Below are 26,882 nucleotides of genomic sequence, written 5' to 3'. Positions count from 1 at the left end.
CTCAGAACTGAATGCCCGATCGCTCGGCGACCGTGTGCATGTCCTTGTCGCCACGGCCCGACAGGTTCACCAGAAGGTGCTTGTCTTTGGGCAGCGTCGGTGCGAGCTTCGTGGCGTAAGCCAGCGCGTGGCTGGACTCCAGCGCCGGAATGATGCCCTCGATGCGGCAGCAGTCGTGGAACGCCTTGAGCGCTTCTTCGTCGGTGATACCCACGTATTGCGCGCGGTTGATCTCTTTTAGCCACGCATGCTCTGGCCCGACGCCCGGGTAGTCGAGGCCCGCCGATATCGAATGTGTCTCGATGATCTGGCCGTTCTCGTCTTGAAGCAGATAGGTACGGTTGCCGTGCAGAATCCCGGGACTGCCGCCGATCAGCGAGGCCGCGTGACGGCCCGACTCGATGCCGTCGCCCGCTGCTTCCACGCCGATAAGCTGGACCGCCGTGTCGTCGATGTACGGGTAAAAAATGCCCATTGCGTTCGAACCGCCGCCAACGCACGCGATCACCGCGTCCGGCTGACGCCCGATGAGTTCGGGCATCTGCACCTTGCACTCGTCGCCGATCACGCGCTGGAAGTCCCGCACCATCATCGGATAAGGATGCGGCCCCGCCACCGTGCCGATGATATAGAACGTGTTTTCGACGTTCGTCACCCAGTCGCGCATGGCTTCGTTCAGCGCGTCCTTCAGCGTGCGCGAACCCGATTCCACCGGCACTACCGTGGCGCCGAGCAGCTTCATCCGGTAGACGTTCGCGGCCTGGCGGCGCACGTCTTCGGCGCCCATGTAGACCACGCATTCCATGCCGAAACGCGCGGCGATGGTCGCCGTGGCGACGCCGTGCTGGCCGGCGCCGGTTTCGGCGATCACGCGCGGTTTGCCCATGCGCTTGGCGAGCAATGCCTGGCCGATCACGTTGTTGATTTTGTGCGCGCCGGTGTGATTAAGGTCTTCGCGCTTGAGGAAAATCTGCGCGCCGCCCAGCAGTTCACTCCAACGCTGCGCGTGGTAAATCGGCGACGGCCGGCCAACGAAGTACTTCAGTTCGCGCTCGTATTCGGCGACGAACTCCGGGTCTTTCTGGAATTTCTCGTAGGCAGCACGCAGCTCGTCGAGCGCGTGGACCAGCGTTTCAGCGACGAATACGCCGCCAAACTGGCCGAAGTGGCCTCTTTCGTCAGGCAAGTTGTACATGTGATCACTCATATCTGGCGCGCGGCATCCTGCTGAGGTGCCGCGCCGCGAAATCATCCGGCATCCGCCGCGCGCACTGCGCGCACGAATGCCGCCATCCGGGCGTGATCTTTCACGCCCCTGGCGCCCGGTACTTCGATGCCGCTCGAGACATCGACCGCGTACGGGCGCACGCGATGGATCGCGTCACTGACGTTTTGCGCGTTCAACCCACCACTCAAAACGGCCCGACGCGCGAGCTCTGCTGGAATAAGTGACCAATCGAAAACCTTCCCGCCGCCGCCATAGCCTTCGACATGGGTGTCGAACAGAAAGCCGTTGGCGGCTGAATAGTTGAGAGCCGATTTTACCAAATCGGCGGGTTGAGTATCCGCCGCAACTCGAAGCGCGCGCAACCAAGGCAAACCCGCAACGCTGGCGAGCGATTCGCATTGATCCGCCGTCTCGTCGCCGTGGAACTGCAACAGCGAGAGCCCGACGTTGCTGACCACCTCGCGCATCCAGTCGGGCGTGGGGTTCACGAACAGGCCGACCACCGAGACAAACGGCGGCACTTGATGCACGAGCTCGACGGCCTGCGCGACGCTCACTGAACGCGGGCTCGGCGGATAGAACACGAGGCCGATGGCGTCGGCGCCTAGATCTATCGCGTGGCTAATGTCGGCGGGTGTCGACAGCCCGCACAGCTTGATGCGCGTGCGCCGCGGAATGGCTTGCTCAGGCGCGCTAGCGGCGGCTTCATTCGCGAGGCTGTCGGTCCCGTGATTTTCAGAGTTCATGATTGTGCCTGCTCGTTCCATACGGTACTCCACGGCACGCTGCCGGTCTGCGGCGCGGGCACCGCGAAGTGCTCAGGATAGCCCACTTGCGCAAGATACAACCCGTCCGGCATGAAGGTCGGCGCGGCGCATTCGCGGTCGCGGCTCGCGAGCACTTCGGGCATCCACTCGACTGGCCGTCGCCCCTTGCCGACATAGACGAGGCACCCCATCAGATTGCGCACCATGTGATGCAGAAACGCATTCGCCCGGAAGCGGAAATGGATGAAGTCGCCCTGTTGCTGAATATCGATCTGGTACAGATGCTTGACCGGCGTCTTGGCCTGACATTGCGACGAGCGGAACGCCGAAAAATCGTGTTCACCAATCAAATGAGCCGCCGCGGCCCTCATCGCGTTTATGTCTAGCGGCGTGTGCACCCAACCGGCGCGCGCTGCCAGCATCGGCGAGCGCACCGGATGCACGTACAACAGATAGTAATAAGTACGCTCGAATGCCGAAAACCGCGCGTGAAACGCTTCGGGCATCGGCTTCGCCCACTGCACGGAGATCGTCTTCGGCAAAAACGAATTCGTGCCGCGGATCCACGAAATGTCCGCTCGATCGAGCTCTGTATCGAAATGCACGACCTGGCCGAGCCCATGCACGCCCGTGTCCGTGCGGCCGGCAACGACGGTATGCACCGGCGTCTGCGCGAATCCGCGCAGCGCCTTTTCGAGCTCGTCCTGAACCGTGTTGCCATGCGGCTGCGACTGCCATCCGCAGAACGCCGAACCGTCGTACTGAACGCCTAAAGCAATCCGCTTCACGACAACGGAGCGAGCGTCGAGAGCAACGCGCGGGCATCGTTGCGCGTGGCCGGATCGTTTGCCTCGATCACTTCGTTAATCAGCGTGCGTGCGCCGGCAAGATCGCCCAGTTCAATGTACTCGGCCGCCAGGTCCAGCTTGTTGCGAGCGATGCGGGCAAGGTCGGCGGGCGTGAACGCCGGCAGCGGCTGGGCCGGGCTTGGCGGCAACTCCAGGTCGAAGTCGAGCTTCAGCGCGCCGAAGCCCGCTGTGCCCAGGCTGCCGGCACCGAGACCTGCCACGGCAGCGCGGCCGGCGGTCCCGGCTGCGATTTCGTCGGCGGCATGCGGGGCTTGCTCGGCGTCCGGCGGCAAAACGGCTTGGCGCGCCGTCGCTTCCTGAGACGCGACGGGCTGTGTGCTCAGCGACTCCGGCGCATGAATGGTTTCTGCGGCCGACTCCACGCGCGGCGGCAAGGGCATGTCGAGACTACCGAATGCATCGAGGGCGTCGCGCGGGAAGTCTGCCGGCGCCTGGACACGCGGCTGGTCGGCCGCTGCCGGCTGCGCGGGTATGTCGATGTGGTCGTCGTGGACTTGCGCGGTCGTCGACGGAGTCTGAGGCGTCAACGGCTCCATCGGCTCTTGCGGCAACGGCTCGTCGTCCCATTCCAGACGATGCGAAAGCGGTTCCGGCTCCCACGCGTCGTTGACCGGTTCGAGCGGCGCACGTGGCAGCGCGTCGGCGCCTAGCTCGGCGGCGGCGTCGAGGCTGGCGATCGTCGTCGCGTCGTCCAGTTCCTGGTGGTGCTGGGCCGGTGCCAGTTCGGATTGTTCCAGCGCAGCTGCTTCCCCCGGCGCGGCGTGGTCGGCGTTCAGCTCGGCGTTCGGCGCTGACAAGTCCGCCGATGGCTCGTGCTCCGCGGCTGGTTGCGCCGTCTCGCGTGCGACCGTGACTTCTTCAGCTGCGCGTTGCGCGGTATCCGGCTCCGCTGCTCCTTGCTCCGTCGCTTGGCGCGCTTCAGCCTCACGCGAAGCCGCCGCGCGAATTTCCGCCTCACGCTCTGCGGCGACGCGCTCTGACATTTCACGAGCGGCGGCTTCGCCCTCGGCAGCTTCCCGCTCGGCGGCAGCCATCGCGGCCGCACGCTGCGCGGCGGCGGCATCCGCGTCGGATAGATTGGGCTCGACCACGTCGTCTGCAGGCGCAACCCAATTTGGCGGCTCAGCCGCACCAGACGCCGCCATGCCGTCCACTGACGCATCGCGTTCCGCCTCTGCCAGCCGTTCACGCTTGCGCCGGCCAAGACGCAAGGCAGTCAGCAGCACGACCAGCGCGGCGCCGACCGCCGCGCCGACAGCAAGGTTCGTCTGCGAAATGCCAGTGTCATTCGACGGGGTCATTGCCGTGCCCGGAGGACTAGGCACGACCGCCGCAGACGACGCGCCCGCCGCCGGTTGTGCGCCGCTTGCAGGCGGCGCGACCGGTGCTGCTGGGGACTTGCCGATGCCGTGCTTCTGCAACTCCATCAGCACGCGATTCTTGAGCGCCAGCAACTGCTGCAAGCTCGACACTTGCGCGCGCGGCTGCGAGGCGCCAGTGGCTGCGGTTGCCTCGCTTGCCGAGGGCTGGACCGAGCCGGCCCACACATGCGTGCCGCTTGCAGCCGATGCAGCTTGCGATCCGGCAGCAGGCGCCGACGATACCGCGTCGCTCGACGCAACGGAGCTTGCGTCGCTCGCCGAGCCTTGAACCGCAGGCGCGGCCGGCGTCGCCGCTTGCGTAGCGGGGCTTTGCGCGCCCGCCGCACTCGCCGTTGTTGCATTGCCCGGCGCAGCGCCACTTGCGACAGCTCCGACTGCTGCATTCGACGACGAGCCACTGTCAGCCGCCGACGCCGATGCCGGGCCCGCTGCAGACGCGGCAACCGCGCCCGACGCGTCCAGCGCCGGCACGCTCAGCACGGCGCCCAATCGCATACGATTCGGATCGTGGCCCATGAAGGCATTCGGATTCGCGTCGAAGAGCGCGCGGCCCGCGCGGGCGAGCGTGGCGCGGTCGTGTGACTGGGTGACGGCAATCGCCACGTCGTTGAGCGACTGACCGGGCTGCACCGTATATTGGCCGCCAGTCGCAGAGGAGACAGACGCGGACCCGGAAGCGGATACCGAAGCGCCGCCCGGCGCACTCGCGGCGTCGCCGGGCGCGGCTATGGCGCTGCTCGAAGCCGCGCCCGTCAGCATCAACGCCAAAGCGGCTGCGACCGCAAGGCGGCCGGTATCTGGGCGCGCAAACATGGCCCGAAGGGAAGAGAGTCGAAGATTCATCGGGACTCCTGGCGCGTCAGCGCGCGGCCCTTTTTTGCGGTTATAAAAAGACAAGATATTCGGAGCACACAAATGAAAAAAGCGCCGCGCAAGCGCGACGCTTCTTGAGTTTTCTACGCGTCGTGACCGCGTAGTTTACTTTACTTGTCGAGCACAATGCGAAGCATGCGGCGCAGCGGCTCGGCCGCGCCCCACAGCAGCTGGTCGCCAACCGTGAATGCCGACAGATATTCGCCGCCCATGGCCAGCTTGCGCACACGGCCGACCGGCACCGTAAGCGTTCCCGTCACCACTGCCGGCGAGAGGTCGCGCATGGACGCTTCGCGCTCGTTCGGGACAACCTTGACCCAGTCATTGCCCGAAGCGAGGATGCTGTTCACTTCGTCGAGCGGCACGTCCTTGTTCAGCTTGATGGTCAACGCCTGCGAGTGGCAGCGCATTGCGCCGATCCGCACGCACAGGCCGTCTACTGGAATCGAACCCGGCGTACCCATGGCCGGCTTGCCGAGAATCTTGTTGGTCTCGGCGCCGCCCTTCCATTCTTCCTTCGACATGCCGTTGCCGAGATCCTTGTCGATCCACGGAATCAGTGAGCCGGCGAGCGGCACGCCGAAGTTGTCGGTCGGCATGCGGTCGCTATTCATGGCGGACAACACGCGGCGGTCGATATCGAGAATCGCCGACGACGGATCAGCCAGATCTTCCTTGGCTGCGCCGTATAGCGTGCCCATTTGCTGCAGCAGTTCGCGCATGTTCTGCGCGCCCGCGCCCGACGCGGCCTGATACGTCATGGCCGTCATCCAGTCGACGAGGTTTTCGCGGAACAGGCCGCCGAGCGCCATCAGCATCAGGCTGACCGTGCAATTGCCGCCGATGAAATTCTTTTGCCCCTTGACCAGCGCGTTCTTGATCACGTCGAGGTTGACCGGATCGAGAATGATGACCGCGTCGTCCTTCATGCGCAGCGACGAAGCCGCGTCGATCCAGTAGCCGTTCCAGCCGGCCGCGCGCAGCTTCGGGAACACTTCGTTCGTGTAGTCGCCGCCCTGGCAGGAGATGATTGCTTCGCACTTCTTCAGGTCTTCGATGCTTGTTGCATCTTTGAGCTTGGTCTCGTTTTTGGCGAACGACGGCGCGTTGCCGCCCGCGTTGCTGGTGCTGAAAAACACCGGTTCGATCAAGTCGAAATCGCCTTCCTGTTGCATGCGTTGCATCAGGACGCTGCCGACCATGCCGCGCCAACCTACGAGACCTACGTTCATGACTTCATACCCTTCGAGTGGAAACTTCCCCGCATCTTTGCCCGCAGTGACCGCGCGGGGAAGATGAGCGGGCACGACGGACGATCAGCGCTTCGTGATCGTTTTCGGGGTAATCGTTTTAATGGATGTTGCGGTGGTAATGGCGAGCTCAACCACACGGGCCGTTTTGCCGTGCAGTTTCGAAATCGAGGAGATTTGAGCCATTTGTGCCATCGCTACAATATACACGAAAACCGGAATCCGGCGACGTCAATGTCCGTCGCTGCCGTCCGTATAACGCGCGAATCGGCCTTTTTGAAGGCCGATTCGCGTTTTTGAGGCTGGTTAATGACCTGACTGGTGTTTCGTCAAGCCACGCGCGCACCCGGAAGCTGGTCCGGGCGTGAGCGGTAGTTACAGCGCCGCGACAACGGCGTCGCCCATGGCGACAGTGCCGACCTGCTTGCAACCGGGCGTCAGAATGTCGCCGGTCCGGTAACCTTGTTCAAGCACCTTCTTCACCGCATTTTCGATGCGATCCGCCTGCTCGGCCTTGTTCAGCGAATAACGCAGCATCATGGCAGCCGACAAAATGGTTGCCAGCGGATTCGCGACGCCCTTGCCCGCGATGTCCGGCGCGGAACCGTGCGACGGCTCGTACAAGCCCTTGTTGTTCTTGTCGAGCGAGGCCGACGGCAGCATACCGATCGAGCCCGTGAGCATTGCCGCTTCATCGGAGAGAATGTCGCCGAACATGTTGCCGGTCACGATCACGTCGAACGATTTCGGCGCCTTGACGAGCTGCATCGCGGCGTTGTCCACGTACATGTGCGACAACTCGACGTCCGCGTATTCCTTCGACACGTCGATCATGACGTCTTTCCAGAATTGCGACGTCTCGAGTACGTTGGCTTTATCCACCGATGTGAGCTTCTTGCCACGCTTTTGCGCCGCCTGAAACGCGACGTGGGCGATGCGGCGCACTTCGGGCTCCGAATAGCGCATCGTGTCGAAGCCTTCCTTCGAGCCGGCAAAGAGGCCGTCCGGCGCTTCCCGCACGCCGCGCGGCGCACCGAAGTAGATGTCGCCGTTGAGCTCGCGCACGATCAGGATGTCCAGACCCGAAACGATCTCTTCCTTCAGCGACGAAGCACCGGTCAATTGCGGATAGCAGATTGCCGGCCGGAAGTTCGCGAACAATTGCAGATGCTTGCGCAGACCGAGAATCGCCTGCTCGGGACGCAACGCGCGCTCGAGCTTGTCGTACTTCCAGTCGCCGACGGCGCCGAACAGAATTGCGTCGGCTTCCTTGGCGAGCGCGAGCGTGGAATCGGGTAGCGGATGACCCTTCGCTTCGTAACCCGCGCCGCCAACCGGCGCTTCTTCCAGTTCAAACTTTTCGCCAAGCACGTTCAGAACCTTCACGGCCTCTTTGACGATTTCGGGACCGATACCGTCGCCCGGCAGCACTGCGATCTTCATGCGAATTCCTTAATGATTTTCTTCCAGGCTTCGAGCCTGAGCTAACAGACGCGCCTCAAGCATTCAAGCGCATTCAAGCGCATTCAAGCGCATTCAGGCGCATTCAAGCGCGCAAGCCTTAACCGACGATGCGATGAGCGAGCCACGGCTGCTTCGCAATACGCTCGGCTTCGTACTGGCGAATCTTGTCCGCGTGACGCAGCGTAAGGCCAATGTCGTCGAAACCGTTCAGCAGGCAGTACTTGCGGAACGCCGCGACTTCGAACGGATACTCGGTGCCGCCGTCCGAGGTGCGCACGACTTGCGCTTCGAGGTCGATGGTCAACTGGAAACCGTTGAACGCATACGTTTCGTTGAACAGGTGATCGACCTGCTGTTCGCTCAGCACGATCGGCAGCAAGCCGTTCTTGAAGCAGTTGTTATAGAAGATGTCGGCGAAACTCGGCGCAATGATCGCGCGAAAGCCGTATTGCTGAAGCGCCCAAGGCGCGTGCTCACGCGAGCTGCCGCAGCCGAAATTCTTGCGCGTGAGCAGCACCGAAGCGCCCTGATAACGCGGCTGGTTCAGCACGAAATCCGGATTCAGCGGACGCTTCGAATTGTCCTGACCCGGCTCGCCGTGGTCGAGATAACGCCATTCGTCGAACGCATTCGGACCGAAACCCGTGCGCTTGATCGACTTCAGGAATTGCTTCGGAATAATCGCGTCCGTGTCGACGTTCTCGCGATCGAGCGGCGCCACGACGCCGGTGTGTACGGTGAATTTATCCATGACGCTTGCGCCTGTTTCAGGACCGGGCGATGCGCGTGGCGGCACGAAAGCCGCTCGCCGCATCGCCGGCAAAAATCAAAAACCGGTTATTTTTCAGCGTGATTGCTGATCGAATTGCCGAGGTGCGACATGTCCTGCCCAAATCCGTGCACCGTGTTGCAGCCGGTCAGACCGAGCAGTAGCCCAGCCAGAGTACCGAGCGCGAAGCGGCGCAGTAGAGCGGTGCGATTCATGTTCTTCATCATGCGATCTATCCCAGCTTGCGAATATCGACGAAATGCCCTTCGATGGCCGCGGCTGCGGCCATGGCGGGGCTCACGAGATGGGTACGGCCACCGGCGCCCTGACGACCTTCAAAATTACGATTCGACGTGGACGCGCAACGCTCGCCCGGATCCAGCCGGTCGGCGTTCATCGCGAGACACATCGAGCAGCCTGGCTCACGCCATTCGAAACCGGCGTCTGTGAAGACCTTGTCGAGGCCTTCGCGTTCCGCCTGCGCCTTCACCAGACCCGAACCCGGCACGACCATGGCGAGACGGATGTTCGGCGCGACGCGGCGACCCAGCTTCTTCACGACGTAAGCCGCGGCGCGAATGTCTTCAATGCGCGCGTTGGTACACGACCCAATGAAGATTTTATCCGGCTTGATCGACTCGATCGGTGCATTCGGTTCGAGCGCCATGTATTTGAGCGCGCGTTCCATTGCATCGCGCTTGCCCGGGTCTTTCTCGCGCTCGGGATCCGGCACGCGGCCGTCTACCGCGGTGACCATTTCCGGCGACGTGCCCCACGTGACTTGCGGCACGATGTCAGCCGCGTTGAGTTCGACAACGCGGTCGAACTGCGCGCCTTCGTCCGACTTGAACTGTTTCCAGTACTCGACCGCGTGATCCCACTCGGCGCCTTGCGGCGAGAACGGGCGGCCTTTCAGATATTCGATGGTAGTGTCGTCGACCGCGACCATGCCGGCGCGCGCGCCCGCTTCGATCGCCATGTTGCAGACCGTCATGCGGCCTTCCATGGACAGCGAGCGAATCGTCGAGCCGCCGAATTCGATTGCGTAGCCCGTGCCGCCCGCCGTGCCGATCTTGCCGATGATCGCGAGCACGATGTCTTTGGCCGTGCAGCCGCGCGGCAGCGGGCCCTCGACCTTCACCAGCATGTTCTTGCTTTTCTTCTGCAAGAGCGTTTGCGTGGCGAGCACGTGCTCAACTTCCGACGTGCCGATACCATGCGCAAGCGCGCCGAACGCGCCGTGCGTGGACGTATGGGAGTCGCCGCAGACGATCGTCATGCCCGGCAGCGTGGCGCCCTGTTCCGGCCCGATGATGTGCACGATGCCCTGACGCAGGTCGTTCATCTTGAACTGCGTGATGCCGTAGGCGTCGCAGTTCGAATCGAGCGTATCGACCTGCAGCTTCGAAACCGGATCGGCGATGCCGTGGCTGCGGTCCGTGGTGGGCACGTTATGGTCCGAAACGGCCAGATTCGCGCTGATGCGCCACACCGGACGCTGAGCCAACTTCAGACCTTCAAACGCCTGGGGGCTGGTCACTTCGTGCAGCAGGTGACGGTCGATATAGAGAATCGTCGTGCCGTCTTCTTCCGTGTGGATCACGTGTGTGTTCCACAATTTGTCGTAGAGAGTCTGTGCCATGGTATGCGGGGTAGTAATGACTGCGGGCTGACTGTGTCGGTCGATTATGCCACGCAAACTCTCGCCCTGGGCCGTCCAGCAATGGAAAAAAGCGATAGAAAACAGAGAGTTGGGTGGTAGTGTCGATACCTGTATCGACGTTACCCTGATGAGCGAGGAGATCTTGGCGGTTGTTTGAAGGCGTTTGATCGCGTCGAGAAATGCTCGTCTGGGCGCTAACATGGATGAGTGGCGAACAGCAATGAGAGGCTGCTCCATGAATGCATCGATCATCTCCGCACTGGCTGCACTCGTTGGCGCTGCAATCGGCGGCCTCACTTCGGTTCTGGCTTCATGGCTGACTCAACGTACTCAGGTTCGCGCGGAGTGGCGGGCGCATGACCGCGTCCGGCGTCAGGAACTCTACAAGGAGTTCATCGAGGAGGCGACCCGGTGCTACGTTGACGCGCTGCAACACAACGAGCCGGATCTGAACGCGGTTGGCAGCCTCTACGCCAAAATCGGCCGGATGCGGATCCAGTCGTCACGCGAAGTCGCAGACGAAGCCGACGTGATCGGACGCAAGATCGTCGACACCTACCTCGCGCCAGACAAGTCCTTCCTCGAAATCCACGAGATGCTCGCGGACGGCTCGGTCGATATCCTCAACAACTTTAGCGACGCATGCCGCGCGGAGTTTGCAACGCTTCGCGCGCAACTGGAATGACGCCCGCTTGCACCGTTCAGCGCGGCATGAGTTCGACGGGCGCTTCGGCGCGATAGCCGCCGCCAAGCGACTTCGTCAACGCAATTTCCTGACTGAGCATCTGCCCTTTGAGCGTGAGCAGTGCAACCTGCTCGGCGATCACCGGCTGGCGCGCTTCGAGCGCCGCGAGCCGGCTCGTCAAACCTCGTTGATAATGGGCTTCGACGCTGTCCCTTGCGAATGCAACCGATTCGATCCGCTGCTTCTGCAATTCGGTCTCCGCATCGAGCGCCTGCAGTCGGCTGCCTGTCTGCGCGACATCGCGTACCGCGTTGAGAACAGCCTGGTTGTACTGCTCGATCAGCAGGTTGCTGCCCTCGCGCGCGCCGCTCAGGTTGGCGTTGAGCCGGCCGCCGTCGAAGATCGGCAGATACAGGCCCGGGATCAGGTTGATCTGCTGGCTTGCATGCGTGAAGAGGTCCGCCAGATGCAAGGCGTTATAGCCGAAGAACGCCTTGATGTCGAAGCTCGGATAGAACGCCGCTTTCGCGGCGTCGATCCGGTCGAACGATGCTTCGACATACCAACGCATTGCCTGCAGATCGGGCCGCCGCGCAAGGAGTTCGTATGAAAGCGTCGTCGGTAAAGCCGGCTTCGAGCGCGGCAGCGCAACAGGCTCGATCGCCGGCAAGCCGTTGGGTCCCGCACCGGCCAGCGCTCGCATCGATTCGCGAAACTGCCTGATCTGTCCTTGCGCCGCCACAGTCTGCCGTTCAATGGCCAGTTGCTGAGCTCTTGCTTCTTCCAGTAGCGTGCGGGATTCGAGGCCCCGCGCCGCACGAGCTTCGTGCGCCTCCACCGAAAACTGCGCCACTTCATGCGATTCGTCCAGCAGATCGAGAAGCTGGTAAGTCGTCTGAATGCCATAGTAAAGCTGCGCGACATCCGTCGAGATTTCGAGTTCGACGGCGGACGTCTCGGCGAGCCGGGCATTGCTCACGCCTAGCGACGCCGCGACTTGCGCGCGTTGCTTGCCCCAGATGTCGACGCTGAGACTCGCGCCAAGTCCGACGACGCCCTCGGTGTACCACGGGCCCGTCAGCCCCAACGCCGGCTCGTTCATCGCGAACGGGCCGATGAAGCCGTTCGCGGAAACATGCTCGCGATCCAGCAAGGCGAGTGCGACTACCTGAAGGTTCGACCCTGTCCTGACGAGCTCGACATCCGACCTCGCTTGCGCGACGCGCGTGCGCGCGATCAACATCGTCGGCGCATCGCTGAGCGCCTGGTCGATCAGCGCGCCGAGCTGTTCGTCGTGATAACGCGTCCACCAGCGCGCCGCGGGCCAACCATCTCGCGCTAGATGGATGTCGTCGGCGAGGTTGATCTGCTCCGGCGAAATCGCGGGATACGGCGTGCCGTTGTGATGGATCAGCGCACACCCCACCAGGCTGCTGCACAGCCATCCTGCGACGCAGAAGGCGGCGCCATGCCAGGACGACACGCGAGAGACTGATTGCGCTTTCATGATCCTACGGCCTGTGAAGCAGGCGTCTTAACGGATGCCGCAACGCTCCAGTCCGGCAACCCGGCGACCTGCCGAGCCAGATGTTCCGCTGCAGCGATGAGTGGCATATCGGCCAGTTGGGCCGGTTCGGCGGCTCGCGCGGCGAACTCCACGCGGCGCGGCGCGCGGGCGTCGGGCGGGCTGGCCGCGAGTTCATCCGCGTACCGGTTCAGTTCGACTAACGCCTGTTCCCAGGTCGAGCGCACGGCGTCGATCGTTGGTGGGCTCCACGATCCCGCTTGCGCCACCAGCGTATTGCGCAACGCATCGCCCGCCAGCATGATCTCGCGCCCCTGCGCGAGAACCGTTTGTGCGCGCAGCGTCAGTTGGGTCTGTTCCGTCTCCTGCCAGCCCGGCTCGAGGGCGACGCGCGAGAGCGTCGCCTCGCAATCCGCCAGCACAGCCCACGCCTGCAACTGGCGCTGGGCGTAGGGAAATTCAGCGCGCCTGTCGGCGTCTGCACGCGATGCGCTCAGATGTGCGGCAATCGCTCGCAACATGGTGGCCAGCTTCTGCCGCAGCACGTCACCTTCGCCCTCGCGCCAGAACGACATCTGCACGAAGGTCGCCACGCCGACGCCCAGCAGAATGCCCACCATCCGGTCGCGGATTTCAGTCAGATTCGTGGTTGGGCCGAACCGTTCGAGCAACGCGAGCGAGAAGGTGAACATCAGCTGGATGCCTGCGTAGCCTATCCGCTCCGACCCAGCCGAGATCCATGCCGCGAACGCGACGACCGGCAACGTCATCAGCAACAGGCCAACGATGTCGTCCAGATGCGGAACGACGAACACGACCATGAACAACGCGAGCGCACTGCCGACGACAGCCCCCGCCAGCCGCAGCAACGCGCGCTGCGTCGATGCGCCGAGGCTCGGCAGCGCGACGATCACGCAGGTCAGCATGATCGTATGAATGCCCTGCCAGTCGACGGCGTTGTAGAACACATAGCAGACCAGAACGGCGAGCAGCGTCTTGAGCGAAAAGCGCATGTACGCGGGATTGGTCCATGCGTCGGGCGCGAGCATCGGCTCGCGCGCGGACGGCTTGCCCGGTTCCGCGCCGCTCGCGACGAGATCTGCGTAGGCATGCAGCGCCCGCTGCAACTCGGCTAGCGCGGGCACCAGGTCCGCTGCACTGCGTTCTTCCGGTGCAGCGGCGCCGACGTAGCGATAAGACTTGCCCGACGTCACCGCTTCGTCGAGCGCCGTAACGTTCGTGTGCAGCTCGCGCAATATCGCGAGTCGCGCTGCCGATGCCCCGGCCAACGTATCCGGCAATTCGCTCGCGACGCGATAGAGACGGGACACGGTCGCGACGCATGCCAGCTGCAACGCCTGATGCTCGCGATAGTGCGGATCGCGCATCGTCGCAAACCGCAGCAGCTTCTGCAGCGTGAGCGCCCCTTGCTGGACGCTGGCCAGCGTGATCGGCGCGGCGTTGGCGGTGCCGTCGATCAGTTGCGTCAGACGCGTTTGCAGCGCCGCGAGTTGCCGATGGATTTCCGCCTTGAGCTGCAACTGCGGTTCGGCGGGCAATAGCAGCGTATTGACAACGAGCGCCAGCGCGATCGGATAGTTCACAGCGACCCAGACCCACAGCACCGCCCGGATCAGAAGGTCGGCCTGGTCGATCCGGTCGACGAAGCTCTGCACATAGATGACGATGATGGCGACGATGAAGAACACCACGCCAATCTTGAGCACACGAAGGAGATACACGCTGCCGAAAAACAATAGACTCGCGATCACGATGCGCAGCAACGAGTAATCGAACGTGAACTTCAGCAGCAGGATCGACAGTCCGATGCCGAGCGTCGATCCGACCATGAACATCAGGCCGACCAGCCGCGTCAACACCACGTTCGATTGCGTGACGTAGAACACCACCAGCAGCGATAGCGCGAGCTCCGGCACCTCGAGCGTCATCGACCCGACGATCACGATGGCGCTCGTCAACATGCAGCGCAACATCACGTTGAGCCGCCCTTGAAAAGGCGCAAGCTCGCGCTTCAGGAAATCGCCCGCGACGCCCAGCGTGGCAGGCATAGGCGGCAGATAGTGGGTGGCGGCCATGGGCTTCTCAATGGCCTGAGTCGTCGTTGCCGCGTCCGCGTTCCAGCACGGCCACCGCCGACGTACCGACGCGAAACAGTTCGGGGTTCGGATTGTCGACCCGGATCTTGACCGGAAAGCGCTGCGACACGTGAACCCAGTTAAGCGTGCGTTGAATGCGCGGTAATCCACCGGGTAGTGCCAGGCCGCCTTCATCGGGCGCGACGCCATAGCTGATCGAATCGACGCTGCCCTTAAAGCGCTGACCCGTATCGCTCATCAGATAGACGGTGGCGGGCGTCCCGCTCCTGATGCCCTTGAGTTCCGTCTCGCGAAAGTTCGCGACCACGTACCAGCGGCGCGTGTCGATCAAGGTGAAAACGGGTTTAAGCGCCGACGCGAACTGTCCCGTCGATGTCTTCAACGCCACAATGCGTCCGTCGAAGGGCGCCCGCACCGTCGCATATTCGAGGTTCAATTCGGCGATCGCGATCTCCGCCGTCACGACGGCACGTTGCGCGACCAGCGCGTCGACGCCGCTCACCGCCGCTGCCGCCTGCTGGGCCTGCAGTTGCGCGGCGCTGAGTTCGGCTTGCGTCGCGCGTTGCGCGGTGCGCGCACGGTCGACGTCTTCCGCCGACACATAACCATGGGACAACAGCGGCTCCATGCGGTGCAGCGTATCGGACGCCTGTCCGGCTGCCGCTCGCGCGCGCTCGACGGCCGCGCGCACCGACTGCGCGTTGTACTGCTGCGCATTGACCGTGCGCTGGGTCAGCTCGATCTGGCGGTCGAGCGCGACGAGGGATGCCTTGCCTCGTGTGAACGCATCCTGATACGGACGCGGATCGATGCGGAACAGCAGATCGCCCTGTTTCACCGCCTGGTTGTCTCGCACAGCCAGTTCGACGATGCGCCCGTTGACCTCGGGCACGATGTCGATCGTATCCGCGTAGACGTAGGCGTCGTCGGTGCGAGGTGCGCGGTCCAGTTCCCGGATCACGACTAACGCCAGCAACAGCGTCAATACGACGAGGACGATGGCCGGCCATGCTCTCTTCTTTGTGCTGCTGACAGTTGTCGCCATTGCATCACCTGAAGGAGATTCAACGTTGGAACAGCATCAACCAGACAGCGAGTGACAGGAAAGCGACGAGCGCGGGATACGCCACGGCTGATGGCGTCATCAGATGATCTGCCTGCAAGCGCCTGAGAAGCAGATAGATGATGACACTGAGTACAACGCCCGCGACGATACAGAACAGCCAGTCAGGGAAGTACGCGCCGAGCAGGCTAAAAGATGGCGAACCGGAGCAACCCGATATGAAAACAGCCGTGATCGCGGTAATGCCCGTCGTGCACTTCGGACATTCGCCTCCGACAAGTGGCATAGGTTGCTCCAAGTCGTCAGTGTCGTTGGAATCGATGTCACGCTTTACGGCTTCATCAACGCATTCTGCCCCAACTTTCCACGTTACGGACCGCCATGGACGCTCCGATTCGGGGTGTATACCGCACACGATGTTTGTCTGCCCGGTCACTGTCGAAGCGCGGCATGAGTCATACAAGGAAGTCCGCTGCTTTGTGCCGCGGCTTGAATTCAGCATTCAGCGTTCGGATATCAGTAAGTGTCTCCTTCATATCTCCTCGATATGGACATAGCTTCGCCCGGAATTGATATTCTTTGGAGAATTTTGATGGGCAAGAAATCGTTCTGACGATGCCAGCGATTTGAATGAAACCACTGAACAGGCGTTGGTGACGTTGACAACACAGATCAAGGAAGCCTTGGGAAAGAGCTAAAGAAGGCCTTCGACGCAGTGCTGCGTGATCCTGATGCGGCATTGTTGGTCAGGGCAAACGCGGCGCTGCGCGATACGGACAACTCGACTCGTAGCAAGAAGCCACAGCAACGATCAACGGACGGTCGAGCGAGTCTCTGCCTTTCGAAAGCGTCCAACGTCTACAAGCTAGCCAGCGGACTTTTCCATTGAAGTGACAGGCGTGCTCAGTGCGGTGGCGAAAGGCGCCTGAAACGTTTCCACCGCTTCTCCAATGTCTGATGATCGGCAGCGACGCGTGATGCGAGATAGCCTCGCGCAAACGCGGCGCCCGAGGCCGCCTCGGCCGATGCTCGTGGTAGCTGCCTGAGAAGCTGGTCGGCGACGACGGCATCGTTGCGCCAGCCCAGATCATCCTGGAGTTCGGTCAACGCGTCGACATAATGCCGAACGACGCGCCTGCCCCAAAGCGACGCAAAAAATTCGGTCGCGTATCGCACTTTCTTGGCGGCAATGCGGGCGCGGTGGCGACGGTGATCGTCGAGATCGGCGAGCCGCTTGCCCCGTTCGATCAGTTTCGTATGACGGCGACGCACGACTTGCGCGGCGAACTGCCCGACGCGCCTGCCAATCGCCTCGCGCTGCTCGTCGGACATCCCGTCTTGCCAGCCCTTTCGGTTTAACCAGAGCGAGAGTTGGAGAACCAGCCGGTTATAGCGAACCGACTCGACTGCGGCTGCCGCCCGCTGCCGGTTGTTGACGGCGATACGCTCGCACGCCCGCTGGACAGGCCGGATTTCGTCCGCATTCCCACTTGCCCCCGCATGTTCAAGCGTCGATCCCGCGAGCACTTCCCAATCACGCGCCGCGCCGAGTTCCGATGCGATCCACCGCAGTTCTTCGTCGAGACCGGGATAAGCCGGAATCACCTTTGCAAACAGGTCGAGAGCCGAACGCAGGCGACGAAGTCCCACGCGCATTTGATGGACGCTCGACGGATCGTGGCCGGACACAACGCCACGTTCGTTCGCGTGGACCTGAGCCAGACAGTTGCGCGCGATATTGCAGAATGCGTCCTCGACTGAATCGCGCTTGTTCAGATGCACCGGTTCGGCCTTGACCGCGTCGCTTTGCTCCGCTACCAGCAATTCGTAGCCGAGATCGGCCTTGCTGAGATGGTCGATGCGCAGCGGCACGATTTCCAGCAACTCGAGCGCGGTGCCGTACAGGCTCTCTGGCTGGCCGTCTTTCAGTTCCAGCTCCACAGCCGCAATCGGCGTTGAACCGGAGTCCGCGTCAACCGTCCCCTCGTCGAGCGCAACTTCGAGTTCATCTCCAGACGGCAAGCGCAGGGGAATGGAGGACCGATTGATCCGCGTGACAAACACTGGCTTCAACCGCGCAGCAGTGGCTTCGTCACGGATCAACCTGCCGCAGTCGGTATCAGCCGGTATATGGTCCTGCAGCAGTTTCAGATCGGGCGTGTCGCTATCGACGGGCATCTCGAACTCCTCCCGGTCGAACAGGCCCGCCTGCACCGATCCTTCCAGTTTCAACGTCTGGAGTCGCTCGTTGCCGACGGCACGCACGCGCAGCGAAGCCTTGCACCAGTGGAAGGCAAGCTCCGGCGTATCAAAATAGGTGCTGGTTAGCAGTTTGGTAGCGTCAACTGCGCCATTCGGTTGCGCGAGCAAAGGCGCATGACGCAGCTTCTCGAGATCGTTGGCGGGCATTCGCAGCTTCAGTTCCCGTTCCATACCGCCTCCCGTTGGCGTACCTGACCGTCAGCCTACACCGAAATCGTGGGATTGCACGTCAAGCATACAGCTCGCAGGGGAGGCCATCGGGGCGCGACAGTTCCAATGTTCGAAGCGGTGCAGTGCGATTAGAATGCGATGAACCCACGGTTTTCGCACGAGCGACGCCTTTTGATCCGACGCGCATAGAAGGACAAAAAAAATGGAACGACAGTCCGACTCTCGTCCGGCCCGCCCGACAGATGCCGGCCCCCGACAGCCTGCACCGGCTCACCTCGCTGAAATGCTTGATAGCTTGAGCGACGGACTCATGTCGATCGACAGGTCGTGGCGCTTCACCTATCTCAACCATACAGCTGAACGATTTTTGCAGCGGGACCGGCAAAACCTGCTCGGACGCGACGTATGGCAGTGTTACCCGGACCTGGTAGGCTCCGGCTACTATCGCGTCTATCAGGAGACGGCGGCAACGGGTCTCCCCGGCCGGCACACTGACTATTACGCACCGCTCGGCACGTGGTTCGAGGTTCGCTCATTTGCCCACGACGATGGCATTACAGTGCTCTTCCGCGACGTCACCCGCGAACGCGAGCACGCGGCGCAACTGGAGTTCGAAGCCAGTCACGACTATCTGACCGGTTTGGCCAACCGGCGCAAATGCATGGAAGTCCTATCACGCGCGGTCGCTGAGGCTGCTTCATCGGGCTCCAGGAACGATGCTTCGGAAGCAGTGCTGTTTATCGACCTGGACCATTTCAAGGAAGTCAACGACGCATTCGGTCATGCTGTCGGCGATGAACTGCTGCGCGGCTTTGCGAAAAGGCTGACGGCAATTCCCGACCCTGCTTTTTTCGCCGCGCGCGTAGGGGGCGACGAGTTTGTTCTGTTGTTACGCAACACTACTGAAAGCGCGGCAGAAGCGTTCGCGCATGCGGTGCTTGGCGAACTTGCAGCGCCATTCGAAGTATCCGGGAGATCCGTCTCACTGTCGGCTAGCATCGGTATAGCGCTGTTGAGAGAAGCGCCAGGTTCAGCCGAGACGTTGCTGAATCATGCCGACGCGGCCATGTACGCAGCGAAGTCATCTGGCCGTTTTCAGGTGCGCTCGTACGATAGAGCGCTCGACCGGGGCATGCGTGAGCGCCTCGCTTTGCGCATGGAACTTCGTGAAGCGTTTGAGGCGAACCAGTTCGAGCTTCATTTCCAACCTCAGATAGCACTCACGAACGGCTCCGCAATCGGTGCCGAAGCGCTTCTTCGCTGGCGTCATCCTGAACGAGGCTTGCTGACTCCGCACGCATTCCTGGAGGTGTTACTTGAGTCCCCGTATGAAGGAGCGCTCGTCGAATGGCTGCTCAATGCTGTTTGCCAGCATATTGCTGCATGGCGACGGCAGGGCATATCCGTACCGCGGGTCAGCCTCAATCTGTCGGCTCGGCAACTTCTGAGCGTGGGACTTACAGATAGGATTCTCCATATCGCGAGGGAACACGACGTTTCCCCCGCAATGCTCGACATTGAGGTCACGGAAGATTCCCTGGTAAGCGATATCGAAAAGGCAACGTCCGTTCTATCTGCGCTGAAGCAAGCGGGCATATCCACGTCGCTGGACGACTTTGGCTCTGGGTACTCCAGTCTCGGCTATCTGGTCCGACTGCCTATCGACACGCTGAAGATCGACAAGTCGTTTGTTCGAGCACTGGCCGAGTCGAAGAAGGCGTCGGCGGTCATCCGAGGCATTGTCGGTCTCGCACGTTCGCTGGGCATGAAAACTATCGCGGAAGGCGTCGAGTGCCAACGCCAGGTCGCAGAGTTGGAGGACGCCGGGTGCGATGCCATTCAAGGTTATCTAGTCAGCCGCCCGCTTGACTCGGAGGCCTTGGCGGAATTCATGCTGCGCTTGTCATAGCGCTAAATGGAAGTGATGTTCGCGCGCTGTCGGCGCCCTGCGCTTCGCAGGGCCGCGAACGGAAGCGCAGAAACTGCTGGCGGCCGCCTTCATGTTCACTTCCAGTATCCGGCTCAGCAGATTGACAAAGTCGAGCGGGACCTGAGCTTGCAACTGCGTGACGCTGATAATGCGGCTCGCCTGCCGTGGTGTGGTGTCGTTGGCGGTCTACAGGCGAAACACCGCGACCGTTTCGTTCAACTGCCGCGCCTGTTGCTCGAGCAACTGCGCCGCTGCCGCTGCCTGCTCGACCAGCGTTGCATTCTGTTGAGTCGCTGTATCCATCTGCGCTACCGCGTGAGCGACCTGTTCGATACCCGAGCTTTGCTCGGACGAGGCAGCCGATATCTCGCCCATAATATCGGCCACGCGCTTCACACTGGTAAGGATGGCCTGCATGCGGCCGCCTGCCTGGTTGACCAGCGCGCCTCCCGCCTGCACCTTTGCGCTCGACGTCTCGATCAGTTCCTTGATCTCCTTTGCCGCCGCCGACGAGCGCTGCGCAAGCGTACGCACTTCGGAGGCCACCACTGCGAATCCCCGTCCCTGCTCACCCGCACGCGCGGCTTCGACAGCCGCATTGAGCGCAAGGATATTGGTCTGAAACGCGATTCCTTCGATGATCGCGATAATGTCGCCGATGCGCGCAGAACTCTGATCGATCTCAGCCATAGTCGTCACCACCCCCTCCACCGCGCTGCTGCCATGGTGGGCCGTTTCCGTAGCGGTGGTCGCGAGCGTCAGCGCCTGCGACGCGTTCTCGGCATTCTGCCTAACGGTACCGGTCAGCTCTTCCATACTTGCCGCCGTTTCCTGCAGTGACGCCGCCTGCTGTTCCGTGCGCGAAGACAAATCGAGGTTGCCAGAGGCGATCTGTCGTGCGGCCGTTGCGATGGTGTCGCTCGCGCGGCGCACAGCGTACACCGTGTTCGCGAGACCGTCGCGCATTTGCGAAAGACCGAGTAGTAGCGCGCCCATTTCATCTGGATAACGAACTTCTATTCGTTGCGACAGATCACCCGCCGCGATCCGGTCAAAGTGTTTCAAGGCCTCGTCGAGCGGACCGCTGATCGCGCGGCGCAGCGACACGAAGGTCAACGCGCCGGCGAGCAAGCCGAGCACCGCAGTACCAATCGTTATTGCGCGAAATTGCCGGAAGCCAGCTTCTGCGCCAGCGTATCGTGCCTTTGCCTCGTCGCGTTGCAGCTGCTTGAGATTCGCACTTGCCGTGACATAGTCGGTATTGGCCAAAGCGATTTTCTTCAACGCAAGTTTGACGGCAGCGCTGTCCATGCCCTTGACCGAATCCGCGAAAGCATCCAGGTCATTCTGCACCTGGCTGCGCTTTGCGTTGACCACAGCAGCGAGACTGCTTTCAGTTGACGTAGCGGGCAAAGACAGGTATTGCTGCCAGGCCTCCATGCCTTGCCCTTTGAGCATGCGATAAGTAGCCACGTCTTTGTCGACGGTCGGTGCTGTCGGATCGAAAGCGATCCGGTCGACGGTCGTCCGCTCGCGACTGATCGACAGTTCCGCATCGCCGATGAGCCGTGTGCTGACGAGCCGGTTTTCGTAGGTCTCGCGGTTGGCGTCGTTGCTGCGCGCCATACCGGTCACGCCAAGCGCGCCGATGACGCACAGCAGCACCGACAGCGAAAGTATCGCGACGCCAAGTCGCGTGCGTATGGACAGTTTTGGCATCTTGTTTACCCTCGTGGGACGCTCGAACCGTCGAGCGGGTACTGCGTCTTTTCTCCATCTACGAGCCGCATCAGCCCGAGCGGATTGCCGTTCTGCAGCGCCTGCGGCAGCAGTTCGTCCGGGTAATTCTGGTAGCACACAGGCCGCAGGAAGCGGTCGATAGCGAGCGTGCCGACCGAGGTGCCGCGCGCGTCGGATGTGGCGGGCCACGGTCCACCATGGACAATTGCGTCCGACACTTCGACGCCGGTCGGATAGCCGTTCACAAGCAGACGACCAGCCTTTTCCTCGAGCCGCTCGATCAGCGTGCGATGCGCCCGGAGATCGTCGGGCGAGGCAATCAGCGTGGCCGTCAGTTGACCGCGCATTGCCGATGCAAAGCGCAATAGCTGGTCGGCGTCATCCACTTCGACGACGACCGTCGCCGGCCCGAAAATTTCTTCTTCGAGGGGTCTGCCGGGATCGAACAGCAGACTCGCGTCGGCAATGAGGAGTTGCGGAGCCGCTTGCCGGGCGTCGCCTTGCGCGGATGCGTGCACCCGGATGCCGGCAAGGCCAGAGGCGCGCTCGACCGCCGCGTTGAAGTTCGCGAAGATGCCTGGGTTCAGCATGGTCTGCGGCGTCTGCCGCTGGATCGCGCGGCTCAGATGGCCTACAAACGCGCTGAAGTGCGCTGAACGCACGCCTAGAACAAGCCCAGGGCTCGTGCAAAGCTGCCCGCAACCGGTCGCCACCGAGGCCGCCAGTTCGTTGGCGATCGCCACGCCCCGCTCCTCCAGTGCGCCATTCAGCACGAACACCGGATTTACGCTCGACATCTCCGCGAACACCGGAATCGGCTGGTCGCGAGCCGCCGCGAGATCGCAAAGCGCCCGCCCGCCACGCAGGGAACCGGTGAAGCCTACCGCCTGAATGCCGGGCGCTTGCACGAGGCGCGCGCCAACGCGTTCGCCGTAGATCATGTTGAAGGTTCCCGCCGGCATGCCGGTGCGTTGCACCGCCCGTTCGATCGCGTCCGCCATGTATTCGGCTGTGACGAGATGGCCGGAGTGGGCCTTGACCACCACGGGGCAACCGGCCGCCAGCGCGGACGCGGTATCGCCGCCCGCAACCGAAAACGCCAACGGAAAATTGCTCGCACCGAACACCGCGACCGGGCCGAGACCGATCCGGTACTGGCGCAGATCGGGACGCGGAATCGGCTGCCGCTCAGGCAAGGCCCGGTCGATGCGCGCGCCGTAAAAGTCGCCGCGGCGCAGGACCGTGGCGAACAGCCGCATCTGATTACTGGTGCGTGCGCGTTCGCCGACAATCCGGCCGTTGGGCAGTGCCGTTTCGCGCGTCACCTCGGCGATGAAATCGTCGCCGAGCGCATCGATCTGTTCTGCAATCGCGTCCAGGAAGTCGGCGCGGGCGCTGGCAGGTATCGCGCGATAGCGCGGAAATGCTGCTGCCGCGGCTTCAACCGCGGCGTCAATTTCTTCAGCGGTCGCTTGCGCGAAGGCTACAGGATAGGTCTCGCCAGTCGAGGCTGAGAGGCTGTGCAATGCGACGTCGCCACGCGCACTGCGCTGGCCGCCGATGTAGTTGTGGCCGAGAACGGTTGCTGTCATTGGCTTTTTCCCTGGGAAATAGCAGAGACCGGCCCGCGCCGGCCGTGACATGGCCGCGCGACGCCAGAAGAGGATGAAAGTGAGGGCCGCTGAATAAGCTGTGGCGTCAGGCCGTCAGCAAGAACGGCGCGCCCGCCGCCTGCGCGACCTCGCGGATCTTCTCGCGCAACGAATCGGGCATCGGTATGCCCTGCTCACTGCGCTCCACACGCGTAAGACGTTCAGGATCCCCTGGGATCAACACTGGCTGAGAAGGGTCGGCTGGCTGGCTGCCGCGCAACGCGTCGATCACAGCGTCGAGGTCGGCGTGGTATTCCTCGATTGGACGGAATGCCGCAGGATTCATCGCCAGAAAAAAATGTCCGATGTTGTCGGGCTCGTCGCTCTTTTGCGTGCGGTTGCGAATCGGGGAGAAGGAACCGCCACCCAGTGTGCTGCCGAGAATCTGCGCAAACAGACCCAAGCCGTAGCCCTTGTGGCCGCCAAGCGTGCGGCCCTCGCCGCCGAGCGGCGCGAGCCCTCCGCCCAGGCGTTCGAATAGCAGCCGGTAGGCTTCGGCGGAATCGGTCAGCGTGTTTCCGTTCGCGTCGAGCGCCCAGCCTGGCGGCAATGGCTTGCCCTGCAACGCATAGACCTTGACCTTGTTCGAGGCGACCACGCTGGTCGACATGTCGAGGATCACGGGCGGATGCTGCCCCGCAGGCGTCGCGAAGGCAAACGGATTGGTGCCGAGCATCGGCTCGGCACCGAAAGTCGGCACCACCGTCGCAAGGCGTGTCGAGCACGACACCATTGCGATCAGACCACGGTTTGCCGCCATCTCGGCGTAGTAACCGGCCGCGCCGAAATGCTGCGAATTGAACACGGAGACCGCGCCCATATCGCACGCCAGCGCTTTTTCGATTGCCAGTTCCATTGCCATGCGCGAGGTGGGATGCCCCATTGCGGCGTTGCCGTCGATCAAGGCGGTGGTTGCCGTCTCGCGCACGATCCGTGGGCTCGCCTTCATGTCGATCTGGCCCGCGCGATACAACTGATCGTAGAACATCAGCATCGAAATGCCGTGCGAGTCGATGCCCTTCAGATCAGAGTCGATCAGGATGTCGGCCGACGCCGCGACCTGTTCGGGCGACATGCCCCAAGCCTCCAGGATGACCTCGATTTGCTGCTGTGCGATTGCGGCCCCGACGCGGGGCATAGTGTCTGCCATGACTGACCTGCTAAACGAAAGAATTGAATCGGAAAATTCGGCCGGCGTGCCGCGCAGCCAGCCGGTGTGTCGCTTCAACGCTATTGGGTGACGGACGCCGCCGCAGGTCCGTTGCGTCCGGCAAGCCCAAGCCGCACCCAGACCACCAGCGCGCCAGTGCCGAGCAATAGCAGACTGAAGGCCGGTACCAGCATCGGTGCGGATGTGCTGCCCGTCACCTTGCCGACCCATGGCATGATGTTTTGCGCGAGAAAGCCGCCGACGCTGGAACCCGCGGCAATCACCGCGAGCGCCGCCGCGCCGCCCGCGCCCTTCATGAACGACGATGGCAGCAGCCGCGGCGGCAGCGCCCAGAAACAAGGAATCATCAGATACAGACACGGTGCGCCGAGCGACAGCGCCGCAAAACGGAGCACATTGCTGAACGGCCCCACGCTCGCGACAAACAACAGAATGCCGAGCAAGGCCGCGCAGAAGGCCGCGATCAGCACACGGCGCGGCGTTTTGAGCCGGCGCGGCAGCCAGAGCAGCATCAGCGAAGTGATGAACCACGGAATCATGTTCAGCAGGCCGTTGACGCCGCTCGTCACGCCGAAGCCTTTGACGAGTGTGGGCAACCAATAGGCGATGCCGTAGATCGCGATGGAGATCGTCCCGTAACCGATGCTGAACAGCGCAACGGTGAAGAGCGCGGCCCACGACCAGCCAGTGCCGCCTGCAAGTCGGGCCGCGGGCGGGTCGGCGCGCAGTCGGGCTTCGACGATCTCCTTCTGGGAGGTGGTGAGAAACGCTGCAGCCTTCGGACCATCCGGCAGGCAGTACAGTGTGACGAAGGTCAGCAGCACCGCCGGCGCACCCGTGGTCAGGAAGACCCACTGCCAGCCAGCGAGCCCCGCCACGCCGTGCAATTCAAGTGAGAAGCCGCCGATCAGCGAGCCGAGCATATTGCCCATGCTGCTGCCGAGTGTGAGCAGGCCGACTATGCCAGTGCGCTGCCGTTCCGGAAACCACATGCCCAGATAGAGGATGATCCCGGGATAAAGTCCTGCTTCCGCTGCGCCGAGAAGAAAACGCAAAATCTGGAACGCGAGAACCGACGGCGTCCAGGCGAGCAGCAACGTGGCGACGCCCCATGTGAACATGATCCTCGAGATCCAGCGACGCGCCCCGAAGCGATGCATCATCAGATTGCTCGGCACCTCGAACACCAGGTAGCCGATGAAGAACAGCGACGACGCAAAGCCGTACGACGCCTCGCTCATCTTCAAGCTGCCCAGCATCTGCAATTTCGCAAAGCCAATGTTGGCGCGGTCGATATACGCGATCAGAAATATTGCAATGAGCAGTGGCACGAGCCGCCACGCTATGCGGGTAAAAAGTTGTTCTTCACTGCTTCGGTCAGTCACTGTCGCCTCCATGGCGGGCCGCTGTTGCGCGGCCCATCGTCAATACGAATAGGGTGTGCGGTCTCGCGCGGCAAGCCGCACGGACCTCACTGTTCTGAGCGGACACCGTTGCGCGGCATCGGGCATCTTCGCGGCTCAGGTGCCGTTTTCCTTTCTCATAGACCCGAGCCGTTGCCGGCCAGGCTATCCTTCCACGCCTCGAATTCGACGCGCGTCGCGTCGTCCGGCGGGTACAACCCGAAGGTCGGGCGGCCGGCGCGCACCTGGGCGTCGACCCAGTCTTCGAACACAGTCATGGCAGCCGCTTCTTCGGCGATCTCGTTGGCCAGATGCGCCGGAATCACCACCACTCCTTCCGCGTCGCCGACGATGATGTCGCCCGGATACACCGCAACGTCGCCGCACGCGATTGGCACGTTCAGATCAACAGCATGGTGATGAATCAGGTTAGTCGGTGCCGACGGCCGCGCCGCGTAGCACGGAAAGTCGAGGTTCCGCAGATCCGGGGTATCGCGAAAGCCGCCGTCGGTGACGACGCCCGCGACACCGCGCATCATCATTCGCGTGATCAGAATGCCGCCCGCGGACGCCGCGCGCGCGTCCTTGCGCGAATCGACCACCATCACGTGACCAGGCGGAATTTCCTCCACGCCACGCCGTTGCGGATGGCCGCGATCCGAGAACACGCCAATGTGATCGAGATCCTCGCGGGCCGGAATGTACCGCAGTGTGTACGCTTCTCCCACCATGCGCGCTGCCGCCGGGTTGACCGGCAGCACGCCTTGCACGCAGACGTTGTGCAAGCCACGCTTGAAGAGCGCAGTGGTCAAGGTTGCCGTGCTGACATTGCGCAGGCGGGCGCGGTTCTCGTCGGACAGCGGGCTCGCGAAAGTCTCAGAGGTCACAGATTTGCTCC

At 62.5% G+C, this 26,882-nt stretch carries 21 protein-coding genes; 2 read left to right on the top strand and 19 right to left on the bottom strand.

The window, feature by feature from the left end; translation table 11 throughout:
- Window position 1 precedes the first annotated feature (1 nt).
- The 9 genes from trpB to leuC all read right to left on the bottom strand — a co-directional run bounded on the left by trpB (window position 2) and on the right by leuC (window position 10,244).
- Entirely contained in the window at window positions 2-1,195 is a 1,194-nt protein-coding gene (gene trpB, locus JMY24_RS28865) for a tryptophan synthase subunit beta (RefSeq protein WP_128590104.1), read from the bottom strand.
- 53 nt (window positions 1,196-1,248) lie between these two features.
- The gene (locus tag JMY24_RS28860; RefSeq protein WP_128597982.1) at window positions 1,249-1,995 is read right to left on the bottom strand and encodes a phosphoribosylanthranilate isomerase; all 747 of its coding nucleotides are present in this window, start codon (window positions 1,993-1,995) and stop codon (window positions 1,249-1,251) included.
- Window positions 1,971-2,783, bottom strand: a complete 813-nt coding sequence (gene truA, locus JMY24_RS28855; protein ID WP_128597983.1) for a tRNA pseudouridine(38-40) synthase TruA — start codon at window positions 2,781-2,783, stop codon at window positions 1,971-1,973. Before truA ends, JMY24_RS28860 begins: the two co-directional genes overlap by 25 nt.
- Complete coding sequence (locus JMY24_RS28850; RefSeq protein WP_201703365.1) at window positions 2,780-5,089, bottom strand: FimV/HubP family polar landmark protein; 2,310 nt, start codon at window positions 5,087-5,089, stop codon at window positions 2,780-2,782. The genes truA and JMY24_RS28850 overlap by 4 nt, the downstream gene beginning before the upstream one ends.
- Before the next feature lie 140 nt (window positions 5,090-5,229).
- Window positions 5,230-6,351: an aspartate-semialdehyde dehydrogenase gene (asd, locus tag JMY24_RS28845; RefSeq protein WP_027805102.1), complete on the bottom strand. Its 1,122-nt coding sequence runs from the start codon at window positions 6,349-6,351 to the stop codon at window positions 5,230-5,232.
- 393 nt (window positions 6,352-6,744) lie between these two features.
- Window positions 6,745-7,812 (bottom strand): 3-isopropylmalate dehydrogenase, encoded by a 1,068-nt coding sequence (gene leuB / locus JMY24_RS28840; protein WP_025601983.1) that lies wholly within the window; start codon window positions 7,810-7,812, stop codon window positions 6,745-6,747.
- A gap of 118 nt (window positions 7,813-7,930) precedes the next feature.
- Window positions 7,931-8,584 (bottom strand): 3-isopropylmalate dehydratase small subunit, encoded by a 654-nt coding sequence (gene leuD / locus JMY24_RS28835; protein WP_128597984.1) that lies wholly within the window; start codon window positions 8,582-8,584, stop codon window positions 7,931-7,933.
- Between the two features lie 86 nt (window positions 8,585-8,670).
- Window positions 8,671-8,829 (bottom strand): entericidin A/B family lipoprotein, encoded by a 159-nt coding sequence (locus JMY24_RS28830; protein ID WP_020071059.1) that lies wholly within the window; start codon window positions 8,827-8,829, stop codon window positions 8,671-8,673.
- Between the two features lie 5 nt (window positions 8,830-8,834).
- Window positions 8,835-10,244 (bottom strand): 3-isopropylmalate dehydratase large subunit, encoded by a 1,410-nt coding sequence (gene leuC / locus JMY24_RS28825; RefSeq protein WP_128597985.1) that lies wholly within the window; start codon window positions 10,242-10,244, stop codon window positions 8,835-8,837.
- Between the two features lie 256 nt (window positions 10,245-10,500).
- Between leuC and JMY24_RS28820 the strand changes: the two genes are divergently transcribed.
- Window positions 10,501-10,950 carry a hypothetical protein gene (locus JMY24_RS28820; RefSeq protein ID WP_236597562.1) on the top strand — a complete coding sequence of 150 codons (450 nt, stop codon included), beginning with the start codon at window positions 10,501-10,503 and terminating at the stop codon, window positions 10,948-10,950.
- A gap of 16 nt (window positions 10,951-10,966) precedes the next feature.
- Here the strand turns inward: JMY24_RS28820 and JMY24_RS28815 are convergent, their stop codons facing one another.
- The 5 genes from JMY24_RS28815 to JMY24_RS28795 all read right to left on the bottom strand — a co-directional run bounded on the left by JMY24_RS28815 (window position 10,967) and on the right by JMY24_RS28795 (window position 18,088).
- Complete coding sequence (locus JMY24_RS28815) at window positions 10,967-12,457, bottom strand: MdtP family multidrug efflux transporter outer membrane subunit (protein ID WP_201703363.1); 1,491 nt, start codon at window positions 12,455-12,457, stop codon at window positions 10,967-10,969.
- Window positions 12,454-14,571, bottom strand: a complete 2,118-nt coding sequence (locus JMY24_RS28810) for an FUSC family protein (protein ID WP_201703362.1) — start codon at window positions 14,569-14,571, stop codon at window positions 12,454-12,456. Before JMY24_RS28810 ends, JMY24_RS28815 begins: the two co-directional genes overlap by 4 nt.
- Before the next feature lie 7 nt (window positions 14,572-14,578).
- Entirely contained in the window at window positions 14,579-15,637 is a 1,059-nt protein-coding gene (gene mdtN / locus JMY24_RS28805; protein ID WP_201703361.1) for a multidrug transporter subunit MdtN, read from the bottom strand.
- Between the two features lie 19 nt (window positions 15,638-15,656).
- Window positions 15,657-15,941, bottom strand: a complete 285-nt coding sequence (locus JMY24_RS28800) for a YtcA family lipoprotein (RefSeq protein ID WP_128592605.1) — start codon at window positions 15,939-15,941, stop codon at window positions 15,657-15,659.
- Window positions 15,942-16,558: 617 nt separating this feature from the next.
- Window positions 16,559-18,088: a CYTH and CHAD domain-containing protein gene (locus tag JMY24_RS28795; protein ID WP_201703360.1), complete on the bottom strand. Its 1,530-nt coding sequence runs from the start codon at window positions 18,086-18,088 to the stop codon at window positions 16,559-16,561.
- A 202-nt stretch (window positions 18,089-18,290) separates the two neighbouring features.
- On the opposite strand from JMY24_RS28795, the gene JMY24_RS28790 reads away from it, so the two are divergent.
- The gene (locus JMY24_RS28790; RefSeq protein ID WP_413231277.1) at window positions 18,291-19,997 is read left to right on the top strand and encodes a putative bifunctional diguanylate cyclase/phosphodiesterase; all 1,707 of its coding nucleotides are present in this window, start codon (window positions 18,291-18,293) and stop codon (window positions 19,995-19,997) included.
- Between the two features lie 207 nt (window positions 19,998-20,204).
- Here the strand turns inward: JMY24_RS28790 and JMY24_RS39410 are convergent, their stop codons facing one another.
- From JMY24_RS39410 to JMY24_RS28765, 5 genes are all read right to left on the bottom strand, one after another.
- Window positions 20,205-21,737, bottom strand: coding sequence for a methyl-accepting chemotaxis protein (locus tag JMY24_RS39410; protein WP_128597264.1), 1,533 nt, complete (start codon window positions 21,735-21,737; stop codon window positions 20,205-20,207).
- Window positions 21,738-21,742: 5 nt separating this feature from the next.
- Window positions 21,743-23,350: an aldehyde dehydrogenase (NADP(+)) gene (locus JMY24_RS28780; RefSeq protein WP_128597265.1), complete on the bottom strand. Its 1,608-nt coding sequence runs from the start codon at window positions 23,348-23,350 to the stop codon at window positions 21,743-21,745.
- A 106-nt stretch (window positions 23,351-23,456) separates the two neighbouring features.
- Entirely contained in the window at window positions 23,457-24,560 is a 1,104-nt protein-coding gene (locus JMY24_RS28775; protein ID WP_128597266.1) for an Ldh family oxidoreductase, read from the bottom strand.
- 80 nt (window positions 24,561-24,640) lie between these two features.
- Entirely contained in the window at window positions 24,641-25,978 is a 1,338-nt protein-coding gene (locus JMY24_RS28770) for an MFS transporter (RefSeq protein ID WP_128597267.1), read from the bottom strand.
- Window positions 25,979-26,121: 143 nt separating this feature from the next.
- Window positions 26,122-26,844 (bottom strand): ribonuclease activity regulator RraA, encoded by a 723-nt coding sequence (locus JMY24_RS28765; protein ID WP_164853754.1) that lies wholly within the window; start codon window positions 26,842-26,844, stop codon window positions 26,122-26,124.
- Window positions 26,845-26,882 lie beyond the last annotated feature (38 nt).

The sequence above is a fragment of the Paraburkholderia kirstenboschensis genome (genome assembly GCF_904848585.1).
Lineage (GTDB): Bacteria > Pseudomonadota > Gammaproteobacteria > Burkholderiales > Burkholderiaceae > Paraburkholderia > Paraburkholderia kirstenboschensis.
This window is presented reverse-complemented; position numbering and strand designations above follow the sequence as displayed.

Coding starts and splice junctions, on each gene's coding strand:
- JMY24_RS28780 (WP_128597265.1), bottom strand. CDS start 23,350: ATGACAGCAACCGTTCTCGGCCACAACTACATCGGCGGCCAGCGCAGT.
- JMY24_RS28795 (WP_201703360.1), bottom strand. CDS start 18,088: ATGGAACGGGAACTGAAGCTGCGAATGCCCGCCAACGATCTCGAGAAG.
- leuC (WP_128597985.1), bottom strand. CDS start 10,244: ATGGCACAGACTCTCTACGACAAATTGTGGAACACACACGTGATCCAC.
- JMY24_RS39410 (WP_128597264.1), bottom strand. CDS start 21,737: ATGCCAAAACTGTCCATACGCACGCGACTTGGCGTCGCGATACTTTCG.
- trpB (WP_128590104.1), bottom strand. CDS start 1,195: ATGTACAACTTGCCTGACGAAAGAGGCCACTTCGGCCAGTTTGGCGGC.
- asd (WP_027805102.1), bottom strand. CDS start 6,351: ATGAACGTAGGTCTCGTAGGTTGGCGCGGCATGGTCGGCAGCGTCCTG.
- JMY24_RS28800 (WP_128592605.1), bottom strand. CDS start 15,941: ATGCCACTTGTCGGAGGCGAATGTCCGAAGTGCACGACGGGCATTACC.
- JMY24_RS28815 (WP_201703363.1), bottom strand. CDS start 12,457: ATGAAAGCGCAATCAGTCTCTCGCGTGTCGTCCTGGCATGGCGCCGCC.
- JMY24_RS28810 (WP_201703362.1), bottom strand. CDS start 14,571: ATGGCCGCCACCCACTATCTGCCGCCTATGCCTGCCACGCTGGGCGTC.
- JMY24_RS28775 (WP_128597266.1), bottom strand. CDS start 24,560: ATGGCAGACACTATGCCCCGCGTCGGGGCCGCAATCGCACAGCAGCAA.
- JMY24_RS28820 (WP_236597562.1), top strand. CDS start 10,501: ATGAATGCATCGATCATCTCCGCACTGGCTGCACTCGTTGGCGCTGCA.
- JMY24_RS28770 (WP_128597267.1), bottom strand. CDS start 25,978: ATGGAGGCGACAGTGACTGACCGAAGCAGTGAAGAACAACTTTTTACC.
- leuB (WP_025601983.1), bottom strand. CDS start 7,812: ATGAAGATCGCAGTGCTGCCGGGCGACGGTATCGGTCCCGAAATCGTC.
- mdtN (WP_201703361.1), bottom strand. CDS start 15,637: ATGGCGACAACTGTCAGCAGCACAAAGAAGAGAGCATGGCCGGCCATC.
- JMY24_RS28850 (WP_201703365.1), bottom strand. CDS start 5,089: ATGAATCTTCGACTCTCTTCCCTTCGGGCCATGTTTGCGCGCCCAGAT.
- JMY24_RS28860 (WP_128597982.1), bottom strand. CDS start 1,995: ATGGAACGAGCAGGCACAATCATGAACTCTGAAAATCACGGGACCGAC.
- JMY24_RS28790 (WP_413231277.1), top strand. CDS start 18,291: ATGGAACGACAGTCCGACTCTCGTCCGGCCCGCCCGACAGATGCCGGC.
- JMY24_RS28830 (WP_020071059.1), bottom strand. CDS start 8,829: ATGATGAAGAACATGAATCGCACCGCTCTACTGCGCCGCTTCGCGCTC.
- leuD (WP_128597984.1), bottom strand. CDS start 8,584: ATGGATAAATTCACCGTACACACCGGCGTCGTGGCGCCGCTCGATCGC.